We start from the raw sequence: 12,718 nt of genomic DNA on the forward strand, positions 1-12,718 counted from the left end.
TTATATTTCTCCAAATTTTATGTATTATTAGAGTAATGGGGTAATGAGAATGGAGGAGGACAATGCAACAAACATTAGAAAAAATAGGCAAACAAGTCTTTTACAAACGGCTTCAGCAAAAAATGACACAAGAAGAACTATGTCAGGGCATTTGTTCTGTCTCATACTTAAGTAAGATCGAAAATGGAAAGATCGAAGCATCAGAAGAAATTCTACAATTGCTCTGCGCAAGACTAGAAATTGCTGTGACGGATTTGAGAGATGTAGAAGAAGATGTGAAGGGGAAGCTGGATGAATGGTTGAATGCACTAGTTCATTTGGACAAGCAACAAGTAGAACGTATATATGAAGAGTTGCAAGGTGAAATGAAGCATGTGTTGGATTTTGAAATTATAAATTATTATAAACTGCTGTATACACGTTATTTAATTATGAAAAGGGATATTTCTGCACTCGAAGAAGAATTAGATAAGTTGAAGAAGGTATATAAAAAATATTCTCCATTTCAGAAGTTGTTATATATGTATAGTAGAGGATTATTGTGCTGTTTACAGTATAGATGGAAGGATGGGCTAGATTACTTATTAAAAACAGAAGTAATGGCCAAAGAACAAGGGTATCATGAAACAGGCTTGTATTATAATATAGCGCTTGCATATACTCATTTAGATATTCATCATCTTGCAATTCATTTTGTAAATATGGCATTAGAAGGATTTCGTAGTGAATATAAGTTTAGAAACATAATTAATTGCCAAATCCTTATTGCGGTAAGTTATACAGAAAAAGGTCAGTATGAAGAAGCTTTAAAAATGTATGAGAGTATATTGAGAGAGGCCACATCTTTTGCTGATAAGGATGTACTATTAGCTATTACTTTAAGTAATATGGGAAGTATCTATTATAAAAAAGGCAAATATCAGCAAGCGAAAAAATATTATTTAGATAGTCTACAACTTCAAAAACAAATAGATTTAAACTATTTAGATACAATATACGAAATGGCATTAGTATGCATTAAATTAGAAGAATTGGAAGAGGCAAGGACATTAATTGATAAGGGAATTGATGCAGCAAAACAGGAAGAGAGATTTAATGCAAAATTATATTTGCTTTTAATGCTTAGATATAAATATTTTGAAGAAGCAAAAGATTATAAAGCATTTTTGGAAAATGAGGCTATCCCGTTGTATAAATCTGCAGGAAATAAAATAGAATTAAAGAAAGTATACGTTGAACTAGCAGAACATTTTTCCAGTTTATCGAGATTTGAAGAAAGTAATCGATATTATAGGTTAGTTATTGATTTAATGAATGATAATAAGGAGGAATAAACATGAAAAAGATGGTATTTGGAGTATTGGCGTTTATATTGACTCTTACAGTTGCTGGAGGAATACATCAATATAGCAGTAAACCTGATATTGTTGGTCAACAAGCTAAAACTGTTGAACAATTTAATTTATAATCTCCACCCTTTCCAATCGGAAAGGGTTTTTTCAATATTTGTTCCTCAAAATTCTACAAAACTTGAGAAAAAAATTATTTGAATTTTTAGTATATTAATAGTGGAAACATAATGCTAATATGAAACTACTCTTTTTCAAAAAAATTTTTTATTAGGGGGAAGGTTATATGAAAAAGAAGAGTTTAGCATTAGTGTTAGCGACAGGAATGGCAGTTACAACGTTTGGAGGGACAGGCTCTGCATTTGCGGATTCTAAAAATGTACTCTCTACGAAGAAGTACAATGAGACGGTGCAGTCACCTGAGTTTATTTCTGGTGATCTAACTGGAGCGACTGGTAAGAAAGCAGAATCTGTTGTGTTTGATTACTTAAACGCAGCAAAAGGTGATTACAAGCTAGGGGAAAAGAGTGCGCAAGATTCTTTCAAAGTGAAACAAGTGAAGAAAGATGCTGTAACTGATTCAACAGTAGTACGTATGCAACAAGTTTACGAAGGAGTGCCTGTATGGGGTTCTACTCAAGTAGCTCACGTAAGTAAAGACGGTTCTTTAAAAGTATTGTCTGGAACAGTTGCACCTGATTTAGACAAAAAGGAAAAGTTGAAAAATAAAAATAAGATTGAAGGCGCAAAAGCGATTGAAATCGCGCAGCAAGATTTAGGGGTAACACCGAAATATGAGGTAGAACCAAAAGCGGACTTATATGTATATCAAAACGGTGAGGAAACAACATATGCATATGTTGTAAATCTAAACTTCTTAGATCCAAGCCCAGGAAACTACTACTATTTCATTGAGGCAGAAAGCGGTAAAGTATTAAATAAGTTTAATACAATTGATCATGTGACGAATGATGATAAGTCACCAGTTAAGCAAGAGGCTCCTAAACAGGATGCGAAAGCTGTTGTAAAGCCTGTTACAGGAACGAATAAAGTAGGGACTGGTAAAGGTGTATTAGGAGATACGAAGTCGCTTAATACAACGTTATCTGGATCATCTTACTACTTACAAGATAATACGCGCGGGGCAACGATTTTCACATATGATGCGAAAAACCGTTCAACATTACCAGGAACTTTATGGGCAGATGCAGATAATGTTTTCAATGCAGCGTATGATGCAGCAGCGGTAGATGCTCATTATTATGCAGGTAAAACATATGATTACTATAAAGCTACATTTAATAGAAATTCTATTAATGATGCAGGAGCTCCGTTAAAATCAACAGTTCATTACGGAAGTAATTATAATAATGCATTCTGGAACGGTTCACAGATGGTATACGGAGATGGTGATGGTGTAACGTTTACTTCATTATCTGGTGGAATTGATGTAATTGGTCACGAGTTAACGCATGCTGTTACGGAAAATAGTTCAAATTTAATTTATCAAAATGAATCAGGGGCTTTAAATGAAGCGATTTCTGATATCTTTGGTACTTTAGTAGAATTCTATGATAACCGTAACCCAGATTGGGAGATTGGTGAAGATATTTACACGCCTGGTAAAGCAGGAGATGCCCTTCGTTCTATGAGTGATCCTACGAAGTATGGTGATCCAGACCATTATTCTAAGCGTTACACTGGTTCAAGTGATAACGGTGGCGTTCATACAAACAGCGGCATTATTAATAAACAAGCTTATTTATTAGCAAATGGTGGTACGCATTACGGTGTAACTGTAACTGGTATCGGTAAAGATAAATTAGGTGCGATTTACTACCGTGCAAATACACAGTATTTCACGCAATCTACTACATTTAGTCAAGCTCGTGCTGGTGCAGTACAAGCTGCTGCAGACTTATATGGTGCAAATTCTGCTGAAGTAGCAGCAGTTAAGCAATCATTTAGTGCTGTTGGTATTAACTAAGGATTTAAAGGATAGCTATTAATAAGATACCTCAAAAATAAAGAAGGAGCATAGGCTCCTTCTTTATTTTTTTCTCCATTTTTTCCACAAATAGAACAATCCAATGCAACCTGCGATTGTCACAATCCACTTCGCTTCATTTGTTCCGTTCATGACTTGGTATGCCGAATATACTTCAATCAATAATGCCGGTATTTTACCTATTGTACTGGCAATACTGAAGGAGAGTAATGACATTTTCCCTAGAGCTGCAAATAAAGTCACGATACTTGATGGGATGAAAGGTATCAATCGAAACGATAGAACGAGTAGAAAGGCCTCTCTACCTTGTACATAAAGAAGACGCTCTACCTTTGGGTACTTATTTACTTTATCGTGAGTGAACTTTTGAAGGCCTATTCGGTAAATATAAAACGAGATAATAGCCCCTAAGGCCTCACCTGCGATCGAAATGATTGTGCCATTTGTTACACCGAAGAGCTGTATATTAATGGCGGTTAAAAAGATGCTAGGAATAACGCCTAAAAGACTAATGATGATGTTAATTAAGATACTAAGTGGAATTGCGATTGAATAGTATTCTGTTAAGAAATTTTGAATCGTTTCAGCCATTGTTTAAAATCCTTTATCTTTTTTTGCATTACACCATATTTCGTTTGTATAGGCAAGGGTAAATTTACATAATGTAGAAAAACGTTGATAAGAAGGGGTCTTTATACCTTATATAGGTATTGGGTATATAAAAACAGGGGTATTTTAAATTATTTTGAAAAATACTATAAAAACCTTTATATAAAAGAGTTCTATAGTTATATTATCAGTGTTTTCATCTGGGAAATAATCATAAAATATAGGGGGTATATATTATAAAAGTAGAAAAATAGAGGGTTGATGAAATTGCGAGGGTAAATATGGAAAAATAGATGGAAAAAATGAAAACTGATAGATTTTTTCGTTGTGAAATTGACTTTTAGTGAAGTTGCGATAATAATCATGAAAGAGGTGATATGATGAAACGAATAAGTAGTCTTTTCTTGAGTGGTTTATTGGCACTAATGCTGATCTTAAGTGGATGTGCAGGAAAAGAACAAAAAACAGAGAAACAAACAGGGAATCAATCGACATCAGTAGAAAAAATTAGTGATAATATTTTAGATGAAATGGAAGGGCCACCTAAAAATGGTCATACGATTGAAAGACATGTAGGCAAATCAGAAGAAGATTTGAAGAATCGCTTGAAGACAGATAAAGTATCAGCAGCAAGTACATACTATGACAAGGAAACAGCAACGAAAGCTGTAAAAGATAGTTTGAAGCAGCATGATAAGGAAATTCAAGACTGGTTAAAAAATTCTAAAGAGGCTCGTCTCGTATTAAATACAACACATTCATTCCCGGTTGGAAAAACGGTAATAAAGAAAAATATGAGTGTAAAAGACAAGTTGGTAAAAACTGTTACTGTTTTAGCAAGAGATAAGTCAGGAGAATTAGGGTTTAAGATTATTACTTCTTATCCATCTGATAAATAAGAAGGGGGAGTACATTATGTATACGACATTACAATACTTTCTTAAATCGTACTGTACGTTAAGTATTCATGAGGATGAAATAGTAAGCGTGATGGAAGAGTTTATTGAACAAGAAGACGAAGAAATTGTTTTGAAATTACGTGATGAATTAATAAATATGAAGAAAAAGAACGCGTGGGAAGAGGCGTGTGTATTAGCTGCGAAGCAAGGCAATCGTATGTGGTCTTTAGAAGAAACGAAAGACCATCTTGAAACTTTTTTACTATTACTGCAAAAGAAAAAGGCGTGATTAAATCACGCCTTTTTCTTTATGCTATTCGGTTGATATTATCTATTCTTTTGGAGCGCTTTTATATACGCTTTTTGAAATTTGTCCATTTGATATTACTGCCCCGTTTTGTGTTACTTTTTTATACGTAACCGCTGTGATTTTATCACTAGTCCTACTAATTACTTGAGAAGAAACTTCAACATTTTTACCAGTATTTGTACCGAAAATGCGTGTAGTAATACTACCTCCATTTGAAAATGCTTGAATATAAATATGATTGCCCGTATTATTTTTAAATTTTAAATCTGGACCATAATCTGCTACTGCTGCATCTTGCCCAAGTGGTAAATAATTTACCGGCATAGAATGATTGCTTCGAGAAACAATGCCTAAATCTGCCCTTAAAGCTGCGCTGTATAAAGTACTACTGACTTGGCAAACTCCTCCGCCTGCACTTTGTATTACTTTACCTTGTGAATATACTGCTGCAGATTTATAACCATGTGCAGCATCAGTTACGCCAACGCGGCCATTAAAACTAAATGTTTCATCAGGTGCGACAATAACCCCACTTAAAGTATTGGCTGACTTATTTACGTTAAATGATTGATTTCCGTTACGGCCAGCCATTGGCGTAGAATATTCAGCAATGACTTCTTTAATACCCATTTCCTGTATGTCTTCTGTAGAACGTTCTGGTTTTATAAATGTAACTGGCAATGTAACATCTGATTTACCAGTAGTAATAGCTTCGTTTGTTAAACCGTTTAGTTTCCCTTTATCAATTTTTTCTCCGTTTTGGCTTTGACTAACATTTACTGTTGAGCCTTCAATACTCAATTCTGCATTAACAGGATTTTTTAATGTTTCATTATATTTATCTTTTATAAAGGTTTCATAAGCTGTTGCATTTAATTGTGGTGTTAATTTATAGTCACGTTTTAATTCACCGTTTTCAGCTTGCTTACGCATTTTGTAACGATTCATTACGTTTCCTTCTTGTTCTTTGAAGATTTTGTCAATAATATCTTTTTCTTTATAATTTATCCCTAAATCTTTCCATGTGTAAGTTTGTTTATCGTTTTGGAATATGTAGGTAAGGGATTTTTGATCTAACTCAGTTACCTTTTGATTAATAATTGCTTGAATATCTTTCTTATTTTTTCCTTCGAGAGAAATACCTTCAAATGTAGTATTTGGTAATGCAGTAGTATCTAATTGATTATTTAATTTGGATACATATTTATATCCCCCAACACCGCCTACACAAAGTAATATGCCCCCAGCAATTGCAGAACCAATCAGTATTTTACTTAGCTTCATTTATTTCCCCCCAGAAATTTATGTATAAATATATGTATTACATTTTTTGTATAAAAATGATGAAAATAACATTATGTACGTACTAGTATACTATTATTTTCACTGTGTGTGTAATGTTTTCATAAAAAATGTTACATCGCTGTAATAATTGTCACTTCTTGTCACAATGTGTATGAAAAATATGTTGAAAAATATAATAAAAAGGCTGTCTAGAAAGATCTAGCAGCCTTTTTATTATAATTTTTTATGTTCATTTTTATTCGTAACACCGAGATGTTTTTGAAGGGTAGTTGAAATAGTGTCGACGCTTTTTTCATTTGGAACGTAATAATAAATACCACCTATATATTTATCTGTACCTTCTACTTGCATTTTTTCCATCTTTAAATTTGAATCCATTGAATTTTTTGTAATTGTCATCATATCATCAAACGTTAAATTGGTTTTTAAATCCTTATCGACAGCGTCTAGTAGGCCACCGATTTTATTAATGGAATTAAGAGATAGTGCCTTTTCAGCAATGGCCTCTAATACAAGCTGTTGTCGTTGGCCACGCATATAATCACTATCGATATGACGAGTTCTAGCTAGCGCCAATGCTTCTTCTCCATTTAAATGTTGACGTCCTTTTTTAAGATGAATTGCATCTGCTTCATCTTTACTATTTTGCTCTGTGAACTCAACTGGAACGTCTACAGTAATACCACCAAGAGAATCAACAATTTTAATAAAGGATTTAAAGTTGAATTTTACATAGTAATCAACTGGAACATCTAAAAAGTTCTCTACCGTATCAATTGTGCTGTCTACACCACCGAATACGTGCGCATGTGTAATTTTATCGTATTTATCACGTGATTTAATGTAGACGCGTGAGTCACGTGGAATGCTTACAAGTTTAACGGATTTATCGTTTTTATTAATTGTTGCAAGTAATAACGCATCTGTTCGAGTCGCTTTTCCATAACCTTTTTCCCTAATTTCACTTTCATCAACACCCATAATAAGTACGGAAATGTTGTCGGTCATAGGTTTAACAGCTTTTTCACGTTTGCTGGACTTATCTCCTCGACCTAGTTCAGCATAAGCATTATTTAAGACGGACTTTGCTTTACTGTATATATGGAAGGAGTAGCCTCCTGCTCCAAGTGCTACAATTAGTAATGGAATAAGAAGGAACCAAAGTAGGCGTTTTTTCTTTGAGCGTCCTTTTTTGGCTCGCGTATTGTTGTTCGTGTCGGATTTCATCATTTTTTCTCCTTTAAAACTATCAAAGTGTATACATTTAGAAGTGTATTCAAACACATAAAAAATATTTTACGCTAAATAAAAGCGATTGTACATGTATAAAAAATAGATGTCTTGATTATTTATCCCGCATTAACGGGCAGTAAAACTCCCACCTCAAAGCCCAGCGAATGCAAGGAAGTTAGGTGGGAGTTAACTGCCCGTAAAAGCCCGATTGGTGAAGGCTAATACTCAGAGGGGGATAGCCCCCTCTGAGTAAAGTTTCACTTTATAAGACATCTATTCGTTATTGTATACAAAAGATAGGGATAAGAAAATGATAAAATTTTACCTAATTACAACATAATGCTTACGATAATTGCAGATAAAATGCTAACGAGAGTAGCTCCATATAGTAATTTAAGGCCAAACCTCGCGACAACGTTTCCTTGTTCCTCGTTTAGTCCTTTTACCGCACCTGAAATAATACCAATGGAAGAGAAATTGGCAAAAGACACAAGGAAAACAGAAATAATACCAACTGTACGGGGAGAAAGGCTATTAGAAATTTTACTGAGGTCCATCATTGCAACAAATTCATTCGTTACAAGCTTCGTTGCCATAATGCTGCCAGCTGCGACAATTTCAGAACTTGGTACACCGATAAGGAATGCGGTAGGTGCAAATACATAGCCGATTAATTGTTGGAACGTAATACCGAATATAATGAGGAACAGGTCATTAATACAACTAATTAATGCGACGAATCCGATGAGCATAGCGCCGACAACAATGGCTACACGAAAACCATCAAGAATGTATTCTCCAAGCATTTCAAAAAAGCTCTGTTTTTCACCTTTGATTTCTAAAATATCTTCGTCATCTTTAACGTCGTAAGGGTTAATGATGAGTACGATAATAAAACCGCTAAATAAATTGAGAACGAGTGCAGTTACTACATATTTAGGTTCAATCATTGTCATATAGGCACCTACGATAGACATAGATACGGTTGACATAGCAGAGGCACAAAGTGTATAAAGACGGTGTTTTGGAATTTGAGCTAATTGCTTTTTCACTGTAATAAAAACTTCTGATTGGCCGACAATGGCAGAGGCGATAGCGTTGTAAGATTCTAATTTCCCAAGACCATTTATTTTACTAAGAAAGTACCCGATCCAATGAATAAAAAATGGTAGTATTTTGAAATGTTGTAATATGCCAATTAAAACAGAAATAAAGACGATTGGTAATAATACATTAAGGAAAAATGGCATTTCACCTTTATTTGCAAGACCACCAAATACGAAATTTATTCCATCAGCAGCATACTCGAGTAGCTTGGTAAACAAACTGGAAATGATTCTAATTAGTATGAGGCCGACTTCTGTATTTAGTAGTAAATAGGTTAAAATTAACTGTATAATAAGCATGATAAAAATTGGTTTAAATTTAATATGCTTCTTATTATTGCTAGCAATATAAGCGAGCAAGAAAACAACAATTAGTCCGACGAAAAAAGTAATGAATTTCATGATAAGCCCCCTAAAAGAGATATTCTGCTATATATGTTTTTCATTTCAAGAGAGAATATGCATCTTTGGTAAAGAAAGGAATAGAGAGAGTATGAATATATGTAGAGTGCATCACGTTGCAATTATTTGTTCGAATTATGAGACGTCAAAGGATTTTTATACTAGGATATTAGGATTTAAAGAACTGAATGAAGTATATAGAAAGGAACGAGATTCTTATAAATTAGATTTATGTGTAGGAGAAGAGTATCAAATCGAATTATTTTCATTTCCAAATCCGCCTGAGCGCAAAAGTTTTCCAGAAGCAGCAGGTCTTAGACATTTAGCATTTGCTGTTACAAATATAGAAGAAGCTGTGAAGCATTTAAATCAATGTGGTGTTGAGACAGAATCGATCCGTATTGATGAAATAACGGAGAAGAAATTCGTCTTTTTCCAAGATCCCGATGGTTTACCTTTAGAATTGTATGAGGTTTGAAAATTGGTGGATTTTATATAGAGTTGCTTTCCAATAATTGAAGAAACTAAAGTGAAACTTCTTTTTAAAAGGAGGTGTAACTTTAGCTAAGAAAGCTAAAGGACATATGTGGATATTTTAAAATTATTGATGGTAGTCATTCTTATTGGGTTAACAGCATTTTTTGTGGCTGTTGAGTTTGCAATTATTAAGGTACGTAGCAGTCGTATTGATCAACTCGTTAGCGAAAAAAGACGAGGTGCACTGGCAGCTAAAAAGGTAACGTCAAATTTAGATGAATATTTATCGGCCTGCCAGCTAGGTATTACAATTACTGCTTTAGGGCTCGGGTGGTTAGGGGAACCAACTATTAAACACTTACTCGAGCCGTTGTTTTTAAAATTACAATTCTCACCTGCAATTTCCAGTACAGTTTCATTTATTATTGCCTTTGCAGTAATTACATTTTTACATGTTGTCATTGGGGAACTTGCTCCAAAGACATTTGCTATACAAAAAGCAGAACAAGTTAGCTTATTGTTATCGAAACCACTTATTTATTTTTACCGAGTTATGTATCCGTTTATTTGGGCTTTGAATGGTTCAGCGAGGGTTGTAACTGGTTTATTCGGATTACATCCAGCTTCTGAACATGAAGTAGCTCATTCAGAAGAAGAATTAAGGTTAATCTTATCTGAGAGCTATGAGAGCGGAGAGATTAACCAAAGGGAATTTAAATATGTAAATAATATTTTTGAATTTGATAATAGAGTAGCAAAAGAAATTATGGTACCTCGTACGGAAGTTGTAGGCTTATATGAGGACGAACCATTTGAAACACATATTAAAGTAATAGCACAAGAAAAATACACGAGATATCCTGTATTTGGTGAAGATAAAGATGAAATTATTGGGATGGTTAATGTAAAAGATTTATTTATTCGTTATATGGATGGGAATCGGGACGAGGAGTGCTCGATTATGCCATATACAAGGCCAGTTATTGAAGTGCTAGAAAATATTCCAATTCATGATTTACTATTACAAATGCAAAGAAAACACATACCATTAGCTGTATTGTATGATGAATATGGTGGTACAGCAGGGATTGTTACACTAGAAGATATTTTAGAAGAAATTGTTGGAGAAATTCGAGATGAATACGATGAAGATGAGAATCCACCTATAGAGCATGTAAGTGAAGGGTATAAAATCGTAGAGGGAAAAGTGCTTATTAGTGAAGTAAATGATTTGCTTGGCATACATTTAATTGCTGATGATGTAGATACAATTGGTGGCTGGATTATGGTACAAAAACAAATCGTTGCTGAAGGAGATGTTATTGAGAAACACGGTTTTTATTTTAAAGTCCTTGAAAAGGATATGCATCAAATTAAACGAGTGGAAATAAGGAAAGTAGAAGAATGATTTTCTATAAACTTTAATAAAAAGGATATACAGAAAAATAAATGTTTGCGCTTTCAAAAAAGGTGCTATATAGTGAAGGTGGATACTGAAAAATTCTTCTGAATGATACTCGTGTTTTTAGAGGGCGGATTTTTTGGATAAGGATTTAGAATGAAAAAGTATAGGTGATAAAAATGATAGCAACGAAGGATATACGTATAGAAAAAGATTTTTTAGGTGAAAAAGAAGTACCAAGTGCAGCTTATTATGGTGTACAAACATTACGTGCCGTAGAAAACTTCCCAATTACAGGATATCGCATTCATCCATCACTCATTACAGCAATGGCAATTGTGAAAAAAGCGGCGGCGCTTGCGAATATAGATACTGGTTACTTAGCTAAAGACATTGGATATGAAATTGCAGAAGCAGCGCAAGAAATTGTTGATGGAAAGTTTCATGATCAATTTATCGTGGATCCTATTCAAGGCGGAGCCGGAACTTCTATTAATATGAATACAAATGAAGTAATTGCGAATAGAGCGTTAGAACGTATGGGATATGAAAAAGGGGCGTATGCGAAAATTAGCCCAAACACTCATGTGAACATGGCCCAATCAACGAACGATGCGTTTCCAACAGGGATTCATATTGCAACTCTTATGATGTTAGAAAAGCTTCTTATTACAATGGAAGAACTTCATTCTGCTTTTCGTAAAAAAGCAAAAGAGTTTGATCACGTTATTAAAATGGGACGCACACATTTACAAGATGCAGTTCCAATTCGCCTTGGACAAGAATTTGAAGCGTATAGCCGAGTGCTTGAGCGTGATATAAAAAGAATTAAACAGTCTCGTCAACATTTATATGAAGTGAATATGGGGGCGACAGCTGTTGGTACAGGATTAAATGCAAATCCTACGTATATTGAACAAGTGGTAAAACATTTAAGAACGTTTAGTGGATTCCCACTTGTTGGTGCAGAGCATTTAGTTGATGCAACGCAAAATACAGATGCATACACAGAAGTATCTGCAGCACTCAAAGTATGTATGATGAACATGTCTAAAATTGCAAACGATCTTCGTATTATGGCGTCTGGGCCACGTGTTGGGTTAGCTGAAATTCAATTGCCAGCACGTCAGCCGGGTTCATCGATTATGCCAGGTAAAGTAAATCCAGTTATGGCAGAAGTGATTAACCAAGTCGCATTCCAAGTAATCGGAAATGATCATACAATTTGCTTAGCATCAGAAGCAGGACAATTAGAGTTAAACGTAATGGAGCCTGTGCTTGTATTTAATTTAATTCAATCTATAAGTATTATGAATAATGGATTCCGTGTATTCCGTGAATATTGTATTGAAGGAATTACAGCAAATGAAGAATTGCTGAAGCAATATGTTGAGAAAAGTGTTGGAATTATTACAGCAGTTAATCCTCATATTGGTTATGAAGCAGCATCTCGTATTGCACGTGAAGCAATTGAAACAGGAAAATCTGTTAGGGAGTTATGTTTAGAACATGGTGTACTGACAGAAGAGGAATTGGATATTATTTTAGATCCATTCGAAATGACTCACCCTGAAATTGCTGGAGCTTCTTTATTAAAAAATAAAAAAATGTAATGTGA

The 12,718-nt window shown here is 34.3% G+C and carries 12 protein-coding genes; 8 read left to right on the top strand and 4 right to left on the bottom strand.

Going from position 1 to position 12,718, the window contains the following annotated elements; all coding sequences use genetic code 11:
• The first annotated feature begins 62 nt into the window (after positions 1-62).
• From AC3EMB_RS03190 to AC3EMB_RS03200, 3 genes are all read left to right on the top strand, one after another.
• Complete coding sequence (locus tag AC3EMB_RS03190) at positions 63-1,334, top strand: helix-turn-helix transcriptional regulator (RefSeq protein ID WP_001187938.1); 1,272 nt, start codon at positions 63-65, stop codon at positions 1,332-1,334.
• Between the two features lie 2 nt (positions 1,335-1,336).
• A complete protein-coding gene (nprX, locus tag AC3EMB_RS03195) occupies positions 1,337-1,468 on the top strand; it encodes a quorum-signaling peptide NprX (RefSeq protein ID WP_459245346.1) in 132 nt (43 codons plus the stop codon).
• Between the two features lie 167 nt (positions 1,469-1,635).
• Entirely contained in the window at positions 1,636-3,336 is a 1,701-nt protein-coding gene (locus AC3EMB_RS03200) for a M4 family metallopeptidase (RefSeq protein WP_098126954.1), read from the top strand.
• Between the two features lie 63 nt (positions 3,337-3,399).
• Here AC3EMB_RS03200 and AC3EMB_RS03205 read toward each other — a convergent pair whose 3' ends face one another.
• The gene (locus AC3EMB_RS03205) at positions 3,400-3,948 is read right to left on the bottom strand and encodes a TVP38/TMEM64 family protein (RefSeq protein WP_088022943.1); all 549 of its coding nucleotides are present in this window, start codon (positions 3,946-3,948) and stop codon (positions 3,400-3,402) included.
• A 398-nt stretch (positions 3,949-4,346) separates the two neighbouring features.
• Here AC3EMB_RS03205 and AC3EMB_RS03210 point away from each other — a divergent pair, with 398 nt between their 5' ends.
• Positions 4,347-4,865, top strand: coding sequence for an RNase A-like domain-containing lipoprotein (locus AC3EMB_RS03210; protein ID WP_000822706.1), 519 nt, complete (start codon positions 4,347-4,349; stop codon positions 4,863-4,865).
• Between the two features lie 16 nt (positions 4,866-4,881).
• On the top strand, positions 4,882-5,154 hold the full coding sequence (locus tag AC3EMB_RS03215) for a hypothetical protein (protein ID WP_000288803.1): 273 nt from the start codon (positions 4,882-4,884) through the stop codon (positions 5,152-5,154).
• 42 nt (positions 5,155-5,196) lie between these two features.
• Here AC3EMB_RS03215 and AC3EMB_RS03220 read toward each other — a convergent pair whose 3' ends face one another.
• The 3 genes from AC3EMB_RS03220 to AC3EMB_RS03230 all read right to left on the bottom strand — a co-directional run bounded on the left by AC3EMB_RS03220 (position 5,197) and on the right by AC3EMB_RS03230 (position 9,221).
• Positions 5,197-6,459 carry a VanW family protein gene (locus AC3EMB_RS03220; RefSeq protein ID WP_488517456.1) on the bottom strand — a complete coding sequence of 421 codons (1,263 nt, stop codon included), beginning with the start codon at positions 6,457-6,459 and terminating at the stop codon, positions 5,197-5,199.
• A gap of 234 nt (positions 6,460-6,693) precedes the next feature.
• Positions 6,694-7,710 (bottom strand): LCP family protein, encoded by a 1,017-nt coding sequence (locus tag AC3EMB_RS03225; RefSeq protein WP_002153524.1) that lies wholly within the window; start codon positions 7,708-7,710, stop codon positions 6,694-6,696.
• Positions 7,711-8,042: 332 nt separating this feature from the next.
• Positions 8,043-9,221, bottom strand: coding sequence for a NupC/NupG family nucleoside CNT transporter (locus tag AC3EMB_RS03230; protein ID WP_488517457.1), 1,179 nt, complete (start codon positions 9,219-9,221; stop codon positions 8,043-8,045).
• Between the two features lie 91 nt (positions 9,222-9,312).
• On the opposite strand from AC3EMB_RS03230, the gene gloA2 reads away from it, so the two are divergent.
• The 3 genes from gloA2 to aspA all read left to right on the top strand — a co-directional run bounded on the left by gloA2 (position 9,313) and on the right by aspA (position 12,713).
• Complete coding sequence (gloA2, locus tag AC3EMB_RS03235) at positions 9,313-9,699, top strand: SMU1112c/YaeR family gloxylase I-like metalloprotein (RefSeq protein WP_001017676.1); 387 nt, start codon at positions 9,313-9,315, stop codon at positions 9,697-9,699.
• A gap of 108 nt (positions 9,700-9,807) precedes the next feature.
• Positions 9,808-11,106 carry a hemolysin family protein gene (locus AC3EMB_RS03240; protein ID WP_000353320.1) on the top strand — a complete coding sequence of 433 codons (1,299 nt, stop codon included), beginning with the start codon at positions 9,808-9,810 and terminating at the stop codon, positions 11,104-11,106.
• A 173-nt stretch (positions 11,107-11,279) separates the two neighbouring features.
• The gene (gene aspA / locus AC3EMB_RS03245; RefSeq protein ID WP_064532002.1) at positions 11,280-12,713 is read left to right on the top strand and encodes an aspartate ammonia-lyase; all 1,434 of its coding nucleotides are present in this window, start codon (positions 11,280-11,282) and stop codon (positions 12,711-12,713) included.
• Positions 12,714-12,718: the final 5 nt, after the last annotated feature.

The sequence above is a fragment of the Bacillus sp. LQ16 genome, assembly GCF_057784645.1.

Excerpts from the sequence above, each read along its gene's own strand:
- AC3EMB_RS03230 (WP_488517457.1), bottom strand. The coding sequence starts at position 9,221 with ATGAAATTCATTACTTTTTTCGTCGGACTAATTGTTGTTTTCTTGCTC.
- AC3EMB_RS03190 (WP_001187938.1), top strand. The coding sequence starts at position 63 with ATGCAACAAACATTAGAAAAAATAGGCAAACAAGTCTTTTACAAACGG.
- AC3EMB_RS03200 (WP_098126954.1), top strand. The coding sequence starts at position 1,636 with ATGAAAAAGAAGAGTTTAGCATTAGTGTTAGCGACAGGAATGGCAGTT.
- AC3EMB_RS03220 (WP_488517456.1), bottom strand. The coding sequence starts at position 6,459 with ATGAAGCTAAGTAAAATACTGATTGGTTCTGCAATTGCTGGGGGCATA.
- AC3EMB_RS03215 (WP_000288803.1), top strand. The coding sequence starts at position 4,882 with ATGTATACGACATTACAATACTTTCTTAAATCGTACTGTACGTTAAGT.
- AC3EMB_RS03210 (WP_000822706.1), top strand. The coding sequence starts at position 4,347 with ATGAAACGAATAAGTAGTCTTTTCTTGAGTGGTTTATTGGCACTAATG.
- aspA (WP_064532002.1), top strand. The coding sequence starts at position 11,280 with ATGATAGCAACGAAGGATATACGTATAGAAAAAGATTTTTTAGGTGAA.
- AC3EMB_RS03205 (WP_088022943.1), bottom strand. The coding sequence starts at position 3,948 with ATGGCTGAAACGATTCAAAATTTCTTAACAGAATACTATTCAATCGCA.
- AC3EMB_RS03225 (WP_002153524.1), bottom strand. The coding sequence starts at position 7,710 with ATGATGAAATCCGACACGAACAACAATACGCGAGCCAAAAAAGGACGC.
- gloA2 (WP_001017676.1), top strand. The coding sequence starts at position 9,313 with ATGAATATATGTAGAGTGCATCACGTTGCAATTATTTGTTCGAATTAT.
- nprX (WP_459245346.1), top strand. The coding sequence starts at position 1,337 with ATGAAAAAGATGGTATTTGGAGTATTGGCGTTTATATTGACTCTTACA.